We start from the raw sequence: 16,929 nt of genomic DNA on the forward strand, positions 1-16,929 counted from the left end.
CGTTAGTGCTGTGCATTCCCCAAGGGATGCGCAGTATTTACAACAAACAAAGGAAGTCCAGCCATGAAAAAATTAATCTGTGTCGCCGCACTGGCCACCGCCGCCGCAAGTCCTGTATTTGCCGAAGGCCCCTATTTGGGCGCTGCTTACAACAACCTGTCGATCACTGACAGCCGCATCGGTGGCGTTGAGCTAGATGTGGACACACTGGGTGTGGTCGGTGGCTACGAGCTTAGCCCCAATCTGGCCATCGAAGGCCGCCTGTTGACAGGCGTTGATGAAGAAACCTCAGGCCCGTTTCGTGCCGAGATCGATTCTTACATCGGTGTGAACCTGTTGGGCAAGCTTCCCCTGAACAATGAATTTTCGCTGTATGGCACCCTGGGTTATGGTCTTCTGGATGCCAACATTAGTGGTCCAGGATTCAATACAAGCGATGACGATGGTGGCATGAGCTACGGTGGTGGTGTGATGTTTACCACTGGCAACGTCAATATTCGTGCCGGTTACGAAATGTTGTATGACAAAGACAACATTGAGGCAGAAGGTTTGAACTTGACTGCAACTTTTGCATTCTAAGTTCCGATAGTGGGGAGCCAGCTTTGGCTTCCCTGTTCCTCTTGTGCCGGGGTTGCCACATTCCCGGATTGATTGATCATTCATTGACCTGAAGAGATGGCTTTTTGTGTTTCTTCTTGGTACTTTTCTGATGTAACAATGCCCTAAACTTGGTTTGGGAAATTCTTGATCAGAGCGTGTGAATGTTTCGTCTGTGGCTTTTGATAGGAATCGTATTCGCATCCGCGACCGCTCAGGCCGCGCCGGTGCGCATTGGCGTGTCTGAAACCATGCTTTCCCTGCCCTTGTATGTCGCCCAGTCGGAAGGCTTTTTCGAAAAACGCGGGGTCAGTGTTGAATTCGTCAGTTGCGTGGGCGGCAACCGTTGTATGCGCAACATGTTGGCTGGTCAAAGCGACCTTTCAACGGCCACCGAGCTGCCTGTGGTGTTCAACAGCTTTGCGCGCAACGACTTCGCCATTTTGGCAAGTTTCGTAAGTGCTTCCAATGACCTGAAGGTTATTTCAAAAACCAGCGCAAACATCACTGACCCTGGCAAAATGCGCGATAAAACCCTGGGTTATGTGAAAGGCACTGCGAGCCAGTATGTGCTTGATTTGGTGCTGGTGTACAACGGCATCGACCCCGACACGGTCACTTTGAAGCAGGTTACGCCGGAGTCTGCACAAGACCAGCTTGACAAGGGCGATGTCGATGCCCTGTGCCTGTGGGAACCGTTTGTTTCTAAAATCAGGCTGGATTTGGGCAAGGAAGTGCAGTTGGTGCCCATCCCCAAACTTTATACAGAGACATTCAATCTGATTGCTCTGAAGTCCGTGATTCAGGCTCGCCCCAAGGAATTGGAAAAAATTCTATTGGCCCTGAGAGACAGCACCCAGTTTATTCAGGCCAATCCAGACAAAGCCAAAGCGCTGGCAGCCAAACAATTGAATGTTTCGGTCGACTTGGTGGACCAAATATTTGACGACTACCGGTTTCGCCTTAGCTTGAGTCGATCATTGGGTAGAACCATGGAGGGGCAAGCCCGTTGGGCGGTGCGTGAAGGGCATGTCAAGGCCAAATCGGCACAACCTAATTATTCTGAATTCGTGGCACCTGTATTCTTGAAGGCGGTTGAACCAGCGGCGGTGTCTTTACAATGAAAGAGGGCAGCCCGTGCGCGTAGCCACCAAAATTAACCTGGCTATTCTTAGCACAATTATCTGCGCGATTGTTTTGGTGGTGGGTAACCTGTTTTTGCTCAGTGAACAGTTTAAGGGGCTGGAACGCACAGAAAAAGCCCAAGCGATAACCCGCCTGTCCACCAGTCTGCTGGTGTTGACTCAGGAATATGTATTGTTCAAATCGCCTTCAGTGGCTGATTCATGGCGAAGTACCCTGACTGAACTGGAAAAGGTGCTGGACGCGAGTTCCAGCATGCAGGGCAGCCCGCAAGAGTTGCTTGACATTCAAAGCAGTTTGGCTGAACTAACGCCAATTTTTACCGAGTTAAAAAACAGCGGTTTGCCTGGGAGCCTTGACACGGATTTTCTTCAACGCCGGGAAAGTTTGATTGTTGAGCGATTGATTGCTGAAACCCAGGTTATTTCTGAACTGGGTTACCAGTGGGCCAGCCAGGTCAACGCTGACCAGGCACGAAGCTTAAGGGGTTTGCCACTGCTAGAGGCCGCAGGCCTGGGTAGTTTTGTGGTGGTAATTGCTTTGCTGGTGGTTTTAATGCGCACAGGCGTGTTGAACCCTTTGAACAAATTGAAACGCACAGCAGACGAAATTCGAAGTGGCAATGAGGATGCGGTGTGTGACGTCAACACCCACGATGAACTGGGTGATGTTGCCAAGGCTGTGAACCAGATGGCCCACAATTTGGCACACAAGAATCGCAGGCTTCGGGACGCGAATTCGCGCATTGAAATGGCCAGTCAGGCGAAAACCGATTTTCTGTCCAACATGAGCCATGAGATTCGAACGCCGCTGAACGGGATTGTGGGTTTGACTTACTTGTTGAAAGACACTTCTGTTTCAAGCAATCAAAGACTTCTTCTGGAAAGCCTGGAGAAAACCTCACGAAACCTGATTGATCTGGTGAGTGACGTACTGGATATTTCGAAAATTGAAGCCGGCAGCATGGAGCTGGAGAGCAAGACGTTTTCTACACTCGAGTTTATCGACAAAGTGTCGGGCATCATGACCGGTGCAGCCGCAAGTAAACCGATCGAGTTGATTATTGATGCCGCCACAGACCTGCCCAAGGAACTGATTGGCGATGAGCTGCGTTTCCGACAGATCGTGGTGAACCTCATAGGCAATGCGATCAAATTTACCCCGGGCGGTTATGTGCATTTGGCCTTGAGTGTGGTCTCAAATACAGGGGGCGTATGCCGCTTGCGAGTTGAAGTGCAGGACACCGGCATTGGCATATCGCCACAAGGACAGGCCAACCTATTTCGTCAGTTTCACCAAAGCAGTTCATCCGTCGCCAGGGAGTTTGGGGGGTCTGGGCTTGGTTTAAGTCTGGTTAAAAAACTGGTCGAGCTGATGAAGGGCAGCTTGGGTTTCAACAGCGAATTGGGGCATGGCAGCGTGTTTTGGGCTGAACTGGAGTTCGGCTTGCCTGCATCACCCATACTGGGTGAGAGCGGGCAGACTCCACCAGATACCTTGGTCTTGGTTTCCGACAGTGCGTTGCAAACCCAGGCCTTGATCAAGGCCGCTGCGCTGGTGGGCCGGGTTGTTGAGCCAGTACTTACTTTGGCTGCGGCCGAACATCGCATTCGAACGACTGGCAAGGTTGCGGGTGTGGTGTTGGATTTTCCGAGAAGCCAGATTGACCGCATGGCTTGGCTTGAGTTCGTGAACACAATGGGTCAGTTAGGCATACCCTGCGCGGTTTTGCTGGGCAGTGACGACACCCGCCGCCTGCTTGACAAGGGAATCAGTGAAATATTCAGTTCGATATTTGTGAAACCACTGACCCCTTTACAACTACAAAATGCATTCAAAACCTCGTCGACTAATTTGCTGACACGTCCAGGCGTAGATTTGCTCGGCGCGAACAAACTCAACTTATTGATTGTTGATGACAGCGAATTGAACTTAAGGGTGCTGGAAGGCATTCTGAGTCGCAAACAGGCCAACATTACCAAAGCCAACAACGGCTTGGAAGCGTTATCCTACTTACTACAATTCGGCCACGGGTTTGATGCGGTGGTGATGGATGTGCAGATGCCGTTGATGGACGGGCTGGAAGCCACCCGAGAAATTCGCAAGCAAGCATTTAACAGTGCGTTACCAGTGATTGGACTAACTGGTGAGGTGGGCCCAGAAGATGAAAAGCGCGCATTGGAGGCCGGCATGAACGCTGTGCTGCACAAACCGCTTCAGCCCGACGACCTTATGTTTGTTCTGAACAAATTGATCAAGCCGATTGCAGCTTGAAACATGAGTTTGCTCACTGATGTGGTGGCCCAACCGCGTTATTCTTCTGTTACTGGTTTTTTGAATTTTGGGGGATTTGATTTGAGACTCTTGCTAAGCTGGGTTTTACACGCAGTGGCCTTGATGGGTGTTGCCTATGTGTTGCCAGGCGTTGTCGTAGAAGGTGTATTGGCTGCCTTCTGGGCTGCCCTGATTCTTGGTTTGGTTAATACAATCGTGAAGCCTGTGCTGCTTATCCTGACCTTGCCGTTGACGGTCGTTACGCTAGGGCTTTTCTATTTTGTGTTGAATGGGTTGATGTTTTACTGGGTGGGTTCAATCCTGGATGGTTTTCAGGTAACTGGATTCTGGTGGGCGGTGTTGGCGGCGTTGCTGTATTCCTTGTTTGCCACATTTCTCAGCTCGATCCTGTTCCAAGAGAAAGTCAGGATCGAACGCATTTAAGTTCATTCATTAAGCCTGTTCACTTATTTTGAATTTGCCCATGACAGTGTCCATGTGATTGGAAAGGTTTTGTAACTCGCTGATCACTTGGTTTACTTCTTGGGCAACCCCTTGGCTTTCCTCGGTCATGCGAGCAATGTTTTCGACTTGCCGTGCAATCAGGGTGGACGCAGCGCTTTGTTCGCTAAGGGCTTCATTGATTTCATTCACGGCCTGTTCGGCCTCGTCTGTGTGCTGGGTGATGGCTTCCATTTGTTGTTCGGCGCCCTGCGAAGCCTTTTCACCAGTTTTGATCATCTGTGCCCAGCCGTTTACCTGGCTGACTGCGGAATGGGTTTCACCTTGAATGTCAGTGATCAGTGATGAAATGTTTTTGGTGGATGCCGCAGTTTTTTCGGCAAGTTTTCGCACCTCATCGGCCACCACGGCAAAACCTCGGCCCTGTTCACCCGCACGCGCTGCTTCAATGGCAGCATTCAGGGCCAGCAAATTGGTTTGTGCAGCGATGGCGTGTATCACCTGAACAATGTTTGAGATGTTGTCGGACTGAAGGCCGAGATTGTTAATACTTTGCGCCAAAGACCCTGACGCAACGCCGATTTCAGCCATGGCCTGGCGCGCCTGCTTCACGCTTTCACGACCCTGAACTGAAGAATGCCCAGCCTGGTTGGAAAGTTCCAGCGCCTGGCTTGCGTGGTTGTGTACCTGGCCAATCGATACAGTGAGTTCTTCAACCGATGCAGCCACGGCTGAAGCGGAATCAGTTTGTTCCTGCGCACTGTTCTTTACATGGGCTGCCGCACCAACCAGGGTTTCAACGGTGTGGGTCATGCGGTTGCAAGCGTCTTTCAGTTCAGCCACCAAGGTGGTTTGTTTCAGTCGAATATTCTCTAGGGCCGCCCGAATTTTGCTGATTTCATTGCTGCCCCTGCTGGCGATGGGTTTCGACAAATCTCCCGTTCCCATAATTTTTGCATGGGCTAAAATTTGTGAAATTTCATTGTTTGTGTCTTTAAACACCAAATAGCCCATTGTGAATGCGAGTATCAGCACCGTCAGCGAGATGGCACTCGCGATAGCGAGGTCGGCTTGCATGCTGGCAATACGCAAGGTCAAGTCATCTTGCAAGGTGGCGTTCAAGCCTTGGCTAAGCAGAAAACTTGCGGTGACTGCCTGGTTCAACCAACGAATAGTTTCGGCCGAGCCCGTCATGCTTTCATAATTCAGATCTTTGGCCGACTCTGCGGCAACCCAGTCAACCACGGATTGTAGGCGGGCGTCGATGGTCTCCAGTTGTTTTAGAACATCAGCCGGAATGTTGCCACCGGCGGCATTCGACTTCTCCGTGGCTTCGCGCACTTCTTCAAGTACGCGTTTCAAGGTGCTCATGCGGGAATTGGCAAAGCTTAATGTGCCAGCCACATCGCTGCTTTGAAAGCGCAACTGTTCTTCCAGGCCAGAAAGGTAGTCGATTACCCCGGGCAATTGAAATGCCATGGGGCTCATCATGTAGTAGCTGGGCAAATAGGGGTCTAGAGTCAGTTCACTTTCATCGGCCAACTGACGTACCAAAGTAACCATTTGATCACCCAAGTTGTTTGAATCGGCCTGGGTGGATTGCCGAGACAAAGCTTTGGGAAGCAGTTCAGTCAATCGGTCTATGTTTTTCGCAGTGTTTTGCCAATTGCCGGGCAATTCGTTTTTTATGGCGCCAAGTGTTTGGGTTGTGGCTTCCAGCGAGGTGGCCTTGTGCTGTGCCCTGTCATTGGCAATCGTTTGAAGCACAGGGTTTAATTTGCCAAGTACCACAGCGCCTTGAAGTTCGTTGGCAGACGAGCCGATCAACGTGTTGACCTGCGTGTACATTTGTTGAAATAGAAAGCCGAATGCCACCAGCAGGGGCAGGGCGATCAGGGCACATTTTTTGGGCAGGGAAAGTGAGTCGAGTAAGGACTTGAATAGCATGCGTACTCCGGTGGCCAATTGTTTTCACTGTGTACCTTCCAGTGTGGCGCGCATGGCTTTAATTCACATCCCTGTTCGATGGGAACCCAAAATGGTTAGCTAGGCGGAAAGAAGTGCCGAAACACCCTGCCAGACAAGACGAAGTGCAAGCACAGTCAGCAAGCAGTTCAACACAACGGTGAATTTCGATTCTGGAATTCGGGCCAGTAAACGTGCGCCCAACAGGTTGCCAGCCAGTGTGGCCAATCCAATACCCAGCAGCAGGTGCCAGTATTCGAGCAAATTCACATGGAGACTGGAGAAAGCAATGACCTTGATGCCGTGCTGGATGGTCATTGCCATGCCGTGGGTGCCCACAACCATTTGCCTTTCCCAGGTCGATTTCGGCAGTACCGACATTACCAAGGGGCCAGTTGCGCCCAGAACAAGGCTAAGACCGGTTGTCATGCCGCCAGAACTCGCGGGGTGCCACGTGAACAGACTCAGCCACGCCGGCTTCCAGGTGGCCAGCAGAATGAATAGTCCCAATGTAATTTGGCCTACTGGCACTGGAATGAACAGCGCCAAGGGGGTAAGCAATACCCCGCCCACTATCGAACCCAAGGCAAAGGGTTTGATGTAGGCCCAATTGATGTGTTTGCGCTGTACCAGCACACGGTTGGTATTGGACATGAGCTGCGCGGCACCATGCAGCGGTATCAGCAAGGCAGGGGGCACCACTTGCGCCATCAGGGCCAGCAACACTACACCGCCGCCCACACCCATGGCAGCGGTGATGCTGGATGTTAGGAAGGCTGCAAAGCTGAGTAGCAGCACCAGCGTCATTTTGCTTGATTAGTTGGGTAGGACTTCGATGCTGCCAATGGTGGTGGCGGTCAGGTCCAGTTCAATGGCGTGCGTACCTGGTGTGTGGGCTTGAATGCTGACCAGTGTGGTTTGATTGCCGGGTAGGGGAACGCGGGCGTCAAGCCCCTGAACGATGATTGAATCGGTTTGATTGCTATGCACAAGAAACTGTATTTTCTGGCCTTGCTTCACTTGAATGCTGTATGTGCCTGTGGTCAGGCTGCCGTCGACAATCGATAGAGATTCAAGCGCTTGTGCCGCACCTTCCTGAATTTGTGTTGTTATGGCGGGTTGTGTAGGCAACGATTGAACGTAAAGATATGCCCCAGCCAGCGTGGCGCTGGCCAGGCCAAGATAAACAAGTGCTCGTGTGTTCATGGATTAATTTGAGGTCGCTTCGCGATAGTTCTTTCCCACATTTGAATATACACCTCGGCGGAATTGTAAAGTGCCTTCAAGGCCTCGTTACCGCCTTCCAGTCGCAGTTCCTCAACCCAGTCTGCCTTTAAGCCGTAGTGAGCCTGACCTTCAGTGTTGGCATTGAACAGACGCTCGCCACTGAGTTGCTGATCAAACTTTACAGGCGTTACATTGGTGTTGAACACGCCTGCCCAATCCGGACCTTCAAACAAGGTGAAGGGGTAGGTAATTTGTGGGCGGTCAGCACCCCTCGGACCAGCCTGCGCGCCCAAACCATTGGTGTCTGCACCAAAGCCCATGGCGAATTCGAATTGCTGGCTTTTTAGCGGGGCAATGACTTTCAAATCTTCAGCCCAGCTTTGAGCTGTGCCCTGGTAAGGATAAATAATGCCACCCGCTGCCAGAATTTTTCGGCCCTGTTCACGGGTAATACCGCCGTGCGCACCGTGTGTAGAAACCAATGGGTATTTGGGCTGCTGCCGATCGGCCATTTCGATCAGGTCGCCTTTGATGCTCAATTCCATGTGGTCTACTTCAATGATGATGCCTTTCTCCATCAAGCGCTTGAAGGCGTACTTGCCAAGTTCTGTCAGCCCGCGGCGGTTGCACTGACGCTGGTCTTCACCTGTGGGGTAAATGGGGGCCAGGCCAGGGTTGTTGGCAATAAGAGCTTGAGTAATTGGGTCATTGCCCAGGCCGGGCACGGAGGTCATCACTGCGCCGGGTTGGCGCAAAATGTAGTCGGCATAATTGTTTTCGCCACCCGGGCAATCGTAGGTTTGCCAAAAGCCGCCTGTGTCCAAGAAATTGCCCACGTTCAGCACGGCACCGTCGAATATGCCGTTGCCACCGAAGGCATTGTCAAATTCATGGATCGGGAACATCTGCCGCACGCCCAGTGCGTGCAGCCGGTCCAACTGCTTATCGATTTCGGCTTCGTCGCACAGGTTTTGACCAAACTTGATGCCGCAATTAAACAGGTGAGAAATTTCAATACCCAGTACCACAGCCAGTTTGCCCTGGTTGATCACTTCGCGGGCTTCTTGCGGGCTGGTAACTACGCGAAACCAGCCCTTGCCGGGGCCGCCCTCTTGTGCATCAATGTAACTTTCAAGTTGTTTCACATACTCAATTTGGCCCACTGCACTTTCCATTTCATTGCAGTTTTGCAGTGGCATGCCCTTGGTTGTTTTGACCAAATTGCACAGGGTTTCGTTTTCCACCAGGTTGGTGACAAAAATGCGAAGGCCCGCTTGCCAGGCGCGTTCAAGCCATTTGTAGTAGAGGCCCTCGTGTGTTAACGCATCGGCCGCAGGCCAGCTTCGGAAGGTGGGCCAGCCATCGGTGTCGTGGCTGGCTTGGGGCGAGAATTTAAACAGGTTATCGACCAGATCCAGCCTGCCCATGGGGCCGTGGTTGGCGATGCAACTTCCCAGGGCATGCGTTACCCCGAATCGGTGGTGGGGCGTGCCATGGTGGGCACCACCCAGGAATGTGGTGGCGCTAATGTGGTTGTGCACATCAGCAAAACCCTTCACTGCCTGATTCAAGCCGGCACCCGCGAATGTACGCCCTTGGGTATTGGTGGCAATTTCGGGAAACTCCGCGCAGCCCGTTGTTTTAACAAATTGAAAGAGGGTTTCTTCACTGTCGCCACTGCCTTCCACTGTGGACAATCCATCGCTTAGGCCCAGCAGCGCAAGCTTCATGGTGTTGCCCGTATTGGTAAGCGAAAATCCACCACGCGCCTTGTCATCTTCCTGAACTGCCCATTCCACTGCATCAGAAAAGGCTGTGCTGCTGTTGACGGGCGTTCCCGCTGAATTGCCCGCCGCCTGCATCATCGCCTCATCGCGGTTGTAAATCATGTACTTGCCCAGCGAGGTGGGCTTGAGAAAGAACGGCGCAGCATTGCTGGCAGTGGCTTCACTGACACCATAGCTGCCATCGGTGTTCAGGCTGATGAACTTGTCGTTGGCCAGCGACTGGATTGCAACACATTGATTTGCAATATTGAATGCGGTCGGTGTAGCGTCAACTTCAGCCGGGTTGGCGCGATCGTCAGCGGCCGTATTGGCAGTGTCTGTATCGCTACTGCAGGCGACCAGGGCAGCGCAAAGCACCAATGCGCCGTAAAGGGATAGTTTCATGTCTCGTCTTCCAATGGTCGTTGTGACTCAAATGTTTATAAGTTTTGGTACTGACAATTTGTGGTTTCAGATTCATGTGGGTAGCCCCCCCTATTTGGAGTGGCAAAACATTTCAGAAATATGCGAGCGTTGTCGTTAAGGCCTTTATGGGTATTGCGCCGCATTCGCAGAGGAACGAGAACATTCATGGCTGTCGACCAAAAAGAAAAAACCGACCTGTCGGTTGAAGACTTGACCAAGCGTATTGCTGAGGCGGAGGCCATTGCGGAGAAATTGAAAAGCGAGGTTTCAGAGCTTGAGGGGCGCAATGACAAGCTGGGCCAGCAACTCGAGTCCCAGATGGCAGAAACGCACCAAATCCAGTTGATGCTGGAACAGGTGAAGCGCGACATGCGCATGCAATACCTGGCAGCGGTGAAGTCTTTTTCCAATCTGATTGAATTGCGTTCACCTCAATTGGCTTCACATGGTCGCCGGGTGGCTGAACTGGCTCGATTGATTGCCAAGGAACTGAACGCCAGCGAAACAGCGCTGCAAGATATTTACGTGGCGGCTTTGCTGCACGACATTGGCAAGTTGGGCTTGGACAATGAAACCCTGTTTAAACCGGTGGTAGAACTAAAGGGCGATGCACGAGTGGCCTTGATGAAACACCCCATGAAAGCGGAAGCCACTTTCCATGGCTTGGCTGAAATGACCAATGTAAGTGCGATTATTCGACACCACCATGAACGTTATGATGGTCAAGGTTTTCCAGACGGTTTGGCTGGCGAAAGTATTCCCCTGGGTGCACGAATTTTGGCGGCGGCGGAAGATTTTGATGAGCTTCAACTGGGTTGGTTGGCCAGCAAGGAGTTTGATGAGCAGCAGGCGCAAGCGTTTTTGCAGGGTGCGGCAGGCAAGCGATATTGCCCGATTGTAATCAGTGTGCTGCCCGTGGCACTGGAGAAGTTAAAGGCTTCCGAGAAGTCGCATGAGAAAATTCTGCACGGTGAAGACCTGTGCGAAGGCTTCATGTTGTCGCGTGATTTTGTTGGTCCAGATGGATTCATGTGGCTTTCGAAAGACCATGCAGTGTCGCGGCACTTTATTGACCGTGTGCGGGAAGCTGAGCTGAAAAATGGTGTGGCGATGAAAATTTATGTGGTCAAGACGGCGGGCACCAAGAGTGCTTCTACCTCCGCGAAAGCACCACCTCAGCCTGCGCAGCAAACTGGACATGTGGCGTTGTAGTACCGCTTCTGCTCGAAAACTCTGTGTTCGGTTTAGCGAGGGTGCTTTAGCCAACTCGGCCCGGCGTTATAGCCACCTCGTTGTGGGTTGCTCATTCCGCACTGAAAACCGCTTAGTCCCTCTTTGAATTTATCCTTGCTCACACGATTCGGCAAAAAAGATGGCCGAATCGCGTGTCGGCTTGCAGCCGAACGCTTCGCCTGAATTCAAATGGGGCGGTTTCCTTGAAGTGCGGAACAAGCAAATCCACTGCCGAGTTGGCATCACACAGGCGACCGGTTGGGCCTCTCGCTGATTGGGATCAAATGCGATCACGGAATCAGCACGGTGCAACCTGTCGTGCGTCGCCCCTCCAGTTCGGTGTGCGCTTTCACGACATCAGCCAATGCAAAGCGCTGGTTGATCTGAATTTTCACGGCACCACTGGCCACCACGTCAAACATCTCTGCCGCACTTTCCAGCATCTCCGCTTTGTCTACGGTGAATGATGCAACCGACGGGCGGGTCAAAACCAATGAACCACGCTCGGCCAACCACTGCAGAGGAACAGGGTCAACCTTGCCACTGGCATTGCCGAAGCTGACCATCATGCCGCGCGGTTTCAGGCAGTTCAGTGAATCGACAAATGTGGCCTTGCCTACGCTGTCATACACCACGGGCACGCCTTTGCCGTCGGTCAGTTCTTTCACGCGGTCGACAATGTTCTCTTCGCTGGTCACAATCACTTCGGCACAGCCATTGGCTTTGGCCAATTCAGCTTTTTCATGCGTGGAAACCGTGCCGATTACACGCACTCCCAGCGATTTTGCCCACTGGGTCACAATGCTGCCCACACCACCGGCAGCGGCATGAAACAAAATGGTTTCGCCGGCTTGTACTTTGTAAACTCGGCGCAGCAGGTATTGGGCGGTGAAGCCTTTTAGCATCATGGCTGCAGCTGTTTCAAAATCAATGCTGTCAGGAATTTTAACCAGGGGGTGTGCGGGCATGTTGCGCGCTGTGCTGTACGAACCCACAGGACCTGATCCGTAAGCAACGCGGTCTCCCACTTTGAATTCAGTCACTCCCTCGCCCACCGCGCGCACAATGCCCGCACCTTCGGTGCCGGGGCAGCAGGGCAGGGGTTGCGGGTAAACGCCGGTGCGCCAGTACACTTCGATGTAATTCAAGCCGATTGCTTTGTGCTCCACTTGTACTTCACCTGCTTTGGGCGGGCCCAATTCCAGGTTTTCCATGGTCAGCACGTCAGGTGTGCCGGGGCTGTGAAATCGAACAATTTTTCCCGTGCTTGTACTCATGCTGTAACTCCTTGTTTTGCTTCTTTTTTCAGGCTGAGCAATGCCACACCCAGAATAACCAGTGCGGTGCCTGCTGCATGCCAAATGGTGAATGGTTCTTTTAATATCCAGGTGCCCAAGGCAATGGTGGCAATTGGGCCGATCATGCCCAGCTGCGAAACGCGCGGCGCACCAATCAAACTGATCGCTGTCATGACAGCGAATACAGGCACAAAAGTGCAGAACACCGCATTGACCAGCGACCAACCCCACACAGGCAGCGGTTGTTCCAAAATTATGCTCATCGGTTGCTGAATATTGATTTGCACCAAGATTGCAACGGCCGACACCAAGGTGGCCATGGCCGTTACTCGGATGGTCCCCAAACGTTTTAACAATCGTTCGCCCACGATCAGGTAACTGGCATAGCAAATGGCCGACATAAAAACCAGAAGCACACCAAGCCCGGTGTTTTCGCCCACCAAAACTGTTTCATGACCATACACCACGGCCAGGCCAACGTAGCTGAGCGCCATGCACATGAGCTGCCAAGGTTGCGGCCACTGCTGTTTTACCATGCAAGCGATCAGCAGCACGATGGACGGGTAGGTGAACAGAATCAGCCGTTCAAGCCCGGCAGTGATGTATTGCAAGCCCATGAAGTCAAACAGGCTCGCCAGGTAGTAGCCTAACAAACCCGCAAGCGTAATCAACCCGAAGTCTTTTGGCGTCATTTTGACGGCGTTTTTCTCGCGCAGGGTTGTAAAAATCAATGCACCCAAAAACAGGGGGAGCGACAACAACATGCGCATGGCCAGCAGGGTGGATGCATCCACCGTGTAGGCATAAGCCAGCTTCACGACAATGGCTTTGCCGGAAAAAAAGACGGCGCCCAAGAGCGCCAAACCCACGCCCCAAGCCGTGGGTGATCGTTCCAGTAAAGCGCGCGTTCGGCTCAAGGCTTACTGCGCGCGTTTACAAACGTTTGATCAGGCTGGAAGTGTCCCAACGCTGTCCGCCCATGCCCTGTACTTCGGCATAAAACTGATCCACCAATGCGGTTACCGGCAGCTGGGAACCATTGCGGCGCGCTTCTTCAAGCACCAGGCTCAAGTCTTTGCGCATCCAGTCCACTGCGAAACCAAAATCGAATTTTCCTTCAACCATGGTTTTTCCACGGTTGTCCATTTGCCAGCTTTGGGCTGCTCCCTTGCCGATTACTTCCAATGCTTTGTTCACGTCCAGCCCAGCATTCATACCGAATTTTAAAGCTTCAGACAAACCCTGCAACAAGCCGGCGATACACACCTGGTTCACCATCTTGGTCAGTTGGCCTGCGCCCGATTCGCCCATCAGGGTAACGGCCTTGGCAAATGCTGCAATTACATCCTTTGATTGTTCGAAGTCGGCGTGAGTTCCACCACACATCACGGTCAACTGCCCGTTTTCTGCACCAGCCTGGCCGCCAGACACTGGCGCGTCGATAAAACCGAAACCTGCGTCTTTGGCTTGTTCAAACATTTCACGCGCAATTTTCGCGCTGGCGGTGGTGTGGTCAATAAACACTGCACCTGGCTTCATGCCGTGAAATGCACCGTTGATGCCTGTGCAAATCTGGCGCAGGTCGTCGTCGTTGCCCACGCATGCGAATACAAAGTCCTGTCCTGCGGCAGCTTGTTCCGGTGTGGCGGCCATTTTGCCACCATGTTGTTCAACCCATTTTTCGGCCTTGGCCGAGCTGCGGTTGTACACCGTGACCTCATGGCCTGCTTTGGTCAAATGACCTGCCATTGGGTATCCCATTACACCCAAACCCAAAAACGCGACTTTGAAACCCATAATTAATCACCTGAAAAGTTTTAGTTCTTGGTTGAACTGTAGCGGAATAGAACAGGTATTGCGCTTCGGATCATCCCTAGGTTTTGCGATTTGGTACGATCAGGCCTTGCCGCTTATCTTGAGTACCTCAAAATGAAAATCTGGGTCGATGCCGACGCTTGCCCGGTGGCCGTCAAGGAAATCATTTTCCGCGCAGCCGACCGCACGGGTATTGAAACCACGCTTGTGGCAAATCAGTACATCCGCACGCCGCCCTCGAAGTACATCAAAATGTTGCAAGTGCCACGTGGGTTCGATGAAGCGGACGATGAAATTGTGCGCAGGGTGGAAGCGGGCAATTTGGTGATTACCAGCGACATTCCGTTGGCCGCCCAGTTGGTGGAGAAAGGTGCGCAGGTGTTGAGCCCGCGTGGTGAACTGTTCAGTGTCGAGAATATAAAAGCCTTGCACACCATGCGCGATTTCATGGACACCATGCGTGCCAGTGGCGTAGACACTGGTGGACCACCTGCTTACAGCCAAGCTGACCGCAAAAATTTTGCCAGTCAGTTTGACCGCATTATTGCGAAATTTCCGAAAAATAGTTAAGGCTGGGCAACTGCCACTTCACTGATCACAATCACCGGGCTTGAGTTTGTGTAGTTGGGAATGTCGCCCATGATTTCCCGCGCATGCGGGCCGAACGCAGCCTGAAATGCCTCGATGGAATCCACAAACAAGTGACCCATGGCAATGAAAGCAGGTGCGTCGCCCGCGCCACCTGCCAAACCTTTGTCTACGGTGTAGTAGTGCAGGGCGCTGCCCATTTTGCTTTTCACCAACGGCATGTGTGTGGTTTTGTAGTACTCGTGGTTGAAGCTGACGCCTTCGGCATTGGGGTACATCACGCTGACTTTGATCATTTTATTGGGCCTCCTAAATTGCTTTCATTCTTTACCGTAACATAACCGCAAACGTGGCTTAAAGCCCGGAAGGTCCGGTACAACCTTTTTTAAAGAGAAATTAAATGGAATTGTGGGCACACCGTGGCAGCGGAAAAGGCGCGTTGGAGAACACGCTGAAAGGTTTCGAAATTGCATTCAATGCGGGTTTTAAGGCGGTTGAATTTGATGTGATGCTGACTGCCGATGGCGCACCCATGATTCACCATGATTGGGTCATGGGGCGTTGTGCAAGGTCAATCGACCCTGCCATCGCCAGCACGGATGTACTGACCCGGTTCGACTCGCTTTGTGCCCGCGACCTTCGCCATTTTTCAGTGCAGGGCGAACCCATTCCCAGCCTGGCCCAAACCATTGATTTTTGTTTGAAGCATGGCATGCGGGCGAATGTGGAATTGAAGGCCACCCACCCGGCCAATGCCATCGCCTTGGGGCGTGCTGTGCTGGCGGTCATTGAAGAATTGCCGCTTGATGCGCAAGAACACATACGCAGCAACTGGGTGTTTTCCAGCTTTTACCATGCAAGCTTGTTGCCACTTCAAGGCTTCGACCTCGCTTTGCTGTATGAACAATTGCCCGACAATTGGGTGTTGCATGCCGATGCCTTACAGGCCAGCGCCATTCACCTGCACTTCAGTGGCGCTGAACCCACGGCCTTGCGCCGCATACACACCACAGGCCGGGTGGTTCGGGTTTACACGGTGAACGACGCGGAACAAGCGAAAACGCTGCAAGCCTTGGGTGTGAAGGGCTTATTTACCGACAGAATGACATTGGCGGCTGCTTACTGAATGGAACCAAAACGGGCCTTTGGAAACAGAAGCTCTGTGATATTTATAATTTAGGTAGCTGATGGATCGGCCCAGTGTTTACGTAAGTTCGAGTCCCATCGCTTCAAGCCCGGAAAACATCGATTCGCCAGCACTATTAAACCGGAGTTCGATTGCTGATGTTGCGGGAAACTTATCTAGAGCATTTCTGCGCGTTTGCAAGCAATCTCATCAAGCAGGTTTTTCTCTAGAATCAGCTCCAGTTGAACGACCTAAAGCGCAGCCTAAGCAAGGTTTGCTTGCGGCGGCGCTGGAAATTCTGAGCACCAGTGACTTCCCAGAAGCGTTTAGCGCAATGGCGCTTGCCACATCTCGAAATTCGGATATTGCGCCGCGAATTTGGCTGAGTCAGTTTTACAAGGCTCGTAATGTACGTGAATTGCCTGAATTATCTGGGTTGAAGCTGAGCCTTTCAAATGAGTTGAAATTAACGAAAGCTCTGGCTGGGCTGGCTGAGCAATTCACTGATCCACTTCTAAATCGAAAAAAGCTCAGCGACACTGAAAAAACCAATTTAAATCGAAGCTTGAGTAAGCTCACCGGTTTGGCCATGTTGCTATTGAAACCGCTGGTTCAAAGTGGTGACTTGCACAAACTGGATGCTTTCACTTTAAATAGTATGCAGGGTTTGCTCAACAAAGTGTCCAACCTCGAAAGCGAAAAATTCAGAAACGCGTTGACCCACGCTATTAGTAAACAATCGACGATCAGCGCAGTGCGCCTTGATTCATCGGCTTACAGTGGCTTGTCCGAGGTTTGGCGCAACGACTTGGATGTTTCACTTGCCGCGATCAATCAGAATGCAAATTTACTCGAATATGCCAGCGATGACCTAAAAAATGATCGGGTGTTGGTGTTTGCTGCAGCGAAGAAAAACAGCAGCGCACTCCGGTATGCAAGCCCGCGCCTTCGAGCGGAATTTGAGCTCACGTACCCACCCACTGAATAAGGCGTTCAGTGAGCAGCACGA

16 protein-coding genes are annotated in these 16,929 nt (G+C 52.1%); 8 read left to right on the plus strand and 8 right to left on the minus strand.

What is annotated here, in order from left to right; translation table 11 throughout:
* The first annotated feature begins 63 nt into the window (after positions 1 to 63).
* The 4 genes from NSP04_RS06090 (at position 64) to NSP04_RS06105 (ending at position 4,458) form a co-directional block, all read left to right on the plus strand.
* The gene (locus NSP04_RS06090) at positions 64 to 579 is read left to right on the plus strand and encodes a porin family protein (protein ID WP_257511453.1); all 516 of its coding nucleotides are present in this window, start codon (positions 64 to 66) and stop codon (positions 577 to 579) included.
* A gap of 182 nt (positions 580 to 761) precedes the next feature.
* Entirely contained in the window at positions 762 to 1,721 is a 960-nt protein-coding gene (locus tag NSP04_RS06095; protein ID WP_257511454.1) for an ABC transporter substrate-binding protein, read from the plus strand.
* Positions 1,722 to 1,734: 13 nt separating this feature from the next.
* Positions 1,735 to 4,014 carry an ATP-binding protein gene (locus NSP04_RS06100; protein WP_257511455.1) on the plus strand — a complete coding sequence of 760 codons (2,280 nt, stop codon included), beginning with the start codon at positions 1,735 to 1,737 and terminating at the stop codon, positions 4,012 to 4,014.
* Between the two features lie 81 nt (positions 4,015 to 4,095).
* Positions 4,096 to 4,458: a phage holin family protein gene (locus NSP04_RS06105; RefSeq protein ID WP_257511652.1), complete on the plus strand. Its 363-nt coding sequence runs from the start codon at positions 4,096 to 4,098 to the stop codon at positions 4,456 to 4,458.
* 9 nt (positions 4,459 to 4,467) lie between these two features.
* Here the strand turns inward: NSP04_RS06105 and NSP04_RS06110 are convergent, their stop codons facing one another.
* The 4 genes from NSP04_RS06110 to NSP04_RS06125 all read right to left on the minus strand — a co-directional run bounded on the left by NSP04_RS06110 (position 4,468) and on the right by NSP04_RS06125 (position 9,839).
* Positions 4,468 to 6,423, minus strand: a complete 1,956-nt coding sequence (locus NSP04_RS06110; protein WP_257511456.1) for a methyl-accepting chemotaxis protein — start codon at positions 6,421 to 6,423, stop codon at positions 4,468 to 4,470.
* 99 nt (positions 6,424 to 6,522) lie between these two features.
* Positions 6,523 to 7,248, minus strand: a complete 726-nt coding sequence (locus NSP04_RS06115; RefSeq protein ID WP_257511457.1) for a sulfite exporter TauE/SafE family protein — start codon at positions 7,246 to 7,248, stop codon at positions 6,523 to 6,525.
* A gap of 9 nt (positions 7,249 to 7,257) precedes the next feature.
* Positions 7,258 to 7,647 (minus strand): hypothetical protein, encoded by a 390-nt coding sequence (locus tag NSP04_RS06120; protein ID WP_257511458.1) that lies wholly within the window; start codon positions 7,645 to 7,647, stop codon positions 7,258 to 7,260.
* Positions 7,644 to 9,839 carry an amidohydrolase family protein gene (locus NSP04_RS06125; protein ID WP_257511459.1) on the minus strand — a complete coding sequence of 732 codons (2,196 nt, stop codon included), beginning with the start codon at positions 9,837 to 9,839 and terminating at the stop codon, positions 7,644 to 7,646. The genes NSP04_RS06120 and NSP04_RS06125 overlap by 4 nt, the downstream gene beginning before the upstream one ends.
* Positions 9,840 to 10,025: 186 nt before the next feature.
* On the opposite strand from NSP04_RS06125, the gene NSP04_RS06130 reads away from it, so the two are divergent.
* Complete coding sequence (locus NSP04_RS06130; RefSeq protein WP_257511460.1) at positions 10,026 to 11,072, plus strand: HD-GYP domain-containing protein; 1,047 nt, start codon at positions 10,026 to 10,028, stop codon at positions 11,070 to 11,072.
* Positions 11,073 to 11,383: 311 nt separating this feature from the next.
* On the opposite strand, the gene NSP04_RS06135 is transcribed toward NSP04_RS06130, so the two are convergent.
* The 3 genes from NSP04_RS06135 to NSP04_RS06145 are packed head-to-tail and all read right to left on the minus strand — an operon-like array spanning position 11,384 to position 14,188.
* Positions 11,384 to 12,370, minus strand: coding sequence for a quinone oxidoreductase family protein (locus tag NSP04_RS06135; RefSeq protein ID WP_257511461.1), 987 nt, complete (start codon positions 12,368 to 12,370; stop codon positions 11,384 to 11,386).
* Positions 12,367 to 13,308, minus strand: coding sequence for a DMT family transporter (locus NSP04_RS06140; RefSeq protein ID WP_257511462.1), 942 nt, complete (start codon positions 13,306 to 13,308; stop codon positions 12,367 to 12,369). The genes NSP04_RS06135 and NSP04_RS06140 overlap by 4 nt, the downstream gene beginning before the upstream one ends.
* A 16-nt stretch (positions 13,309 to 13,324) precedes the next feature.
* Positions 13,325 to 14,188 carry an NAD(P)-dependent oxidoreductase gene (locus NSP04_RS06145; RefSeq protein ID WP_257511463.1) on the minus strand — a complete coding sequence of 288 codons (864 nt, stop codon included), beginning with the start codon at positions 14,186 to 14,188 and terminating at the stop codon, positions 13,325 to 13,327.
* A 132-nt stretch (positions 14,189 to 14,320) separates the two neighbouring features.
* Here NSP04_RS06145 and NSP04_RS06150 point away from each other — a divergent pair, with 132 nt between their 5' ends.
* A complete protein-coding gene (locus NSP04_RS06150; RefSeq protein ID WP_257511464.1) occupies positions 14,321 to 14,776 on the plus strand; it encodes a YaiI/YqxD family protein in 456 nt (151 codons plus the stop codon).
* Here NSP04_RS06150 and NSP04_RS06155 read toward each other — a convergent pair.
* Complete coding sequence (locus NSP04_RS06155; RefSeq protein WP_257511465.1) at positions 14,773 to 15,090, minus strand: EthD family reductase; 318 nt, start codon at positions 15,088 to 15,090, stop codon at positions 14,773 to 14,775. The two genes, NSP04_RS06150 and NSP04_RS06155, sit on opposite strands and share 4 nt — an antisense overlap.
* A gap of 104 nt (positions 15,091 to 15,194) precedes the next feature.
* Here NSP04_RS06155 and NSP04_RS06160 point away from each other — a divergent pair, with 104 nt between their 5' ends.
* Together NSP04_RS06160 and NSP04_RS06165 are read left to right on the plus strand one after the other, a co-directional pair.
* Entirely contained in the window at positions 15,195 to 15,920 is a 726-nt protein-coding gene (locus NSP04_RS06160) for a glycerophosphodiester phosphodiesterase (protein ID WP_257511466.1), read from the plus strand.
* Between the two features lie 334 nt (positions 15,921 to 16,254).
* Positions 16,255 to 16,908: a DUF4116 domain-containing protein gene (locus NSP04_RS06165; RefSeq protein ID WP_257511467.1), complete on the plus strand. Its 654-nt coding sequence runs from the start codon at positions 16,255 to 16,257 to the stop codon at positions 16,906 to 16,908.
* Positions 16,909 to 16,929: the final 21 nt, after the last annotated feature.

This window comes from Limnobacter parvus (assembly GCF_024623725.1).
In the GTDB taxonomy this organism is placed as follows: Bacteria; Pseudomonadota; Gammaproteobacteria; order Burkholderiales; family Burkholderiaceae_B; genus Limnobacter; species Limnobacter parvus.

Coding starts and splice junctions, on each gene's coding strand:
- NSP04_RS06125 (WP_257511459.1), bottom strand. CDS start 9,839: ATGAAACTATCCCTTTACGGCGCATTGGTGCTTTGCGCTGCCCTGGTC.
- NSP04_RS06120 (WP_257511458.1), bottom strand. CDS start 7,647: ATGAACACACGAGCACTTGTTTATCTTGGCCTGGCCAGCGCCACGCTG.
- NSP04_RS06165 (WP_257511467.1), top strand. CDS start 16,255: ATGGCGCTTGCCACATCTCGAAATTCGGATATTGCGCCGCGAATTTGG.
- NSP04_RS06145 (WP_257511463.1), bottom strand. CDS start 14,188: ATGGGTTTCAAAGTCGCGTTTTTGGGTTTGGGTGTAATGGGATACCCA.
- NSP04_RS06135 (WP_257511461.1), bottom strand. CDS start 12,370: ATGAGTACAAGCACGGGAAAAATTGTTCGATTTCACAGCCCCGGCACA.
- NSP04_RS06160 (WP_257511466.1), top strand. CDS start 15,195: ATGGAATTGTGGGCACACCGTGGCAGCGGAAAAGGCGCGTTGGAGAAC.
- NSP04_RS06155 (WP_257511465.1), bottom strand. CDS start 15,090: ATGATCAAAGTCAGCGTGATGTACCCCAATGCCGAAGGCGTCAGCTTC.
- NSP04_RS06110 (WP_257511456.1), bottom strand. CDS start 6,423: ATGCTATTCAAGTCCTTACTCGACTCACTTTCCCTGCCCAAAAAATGT.
- NSP04_RS06095 (WP_257511454.1), top strand. CDS start 762: ATGTTTCGTCTGTGGCTTTTGATAGGAATCGTATTCGCATCCGCGACC.
- NSP04_RS06115 (WP_257511457.1), bottom strand. CDS start 7,248: ATGACGCTGGTGCTGCTACTCAGCTTTGCAGCCTTCCTAACATCCAGC.
- NSP04_RS06150 (WP_257511464.1), top strand. CDS start 14,321: ATGAAAATCTGGGTCGATGCCGACGCTTGCCCGGTGGCCGTCAAGGAA.
- NSP04_RS06130 (WP_257511460.1), top strand. CDS start 10,026: ATGGCTGTCGACCAAAAAGAAAAAACCGACCTGTCGGTTGAAGACTTG.
- NSP04_RS06090 (WP_257511453.1), top strand. CDS start 64: ATGAAAAAATTAATCTGTGTCGCCGCACTGGCCACCGCCGCCGCAAGT.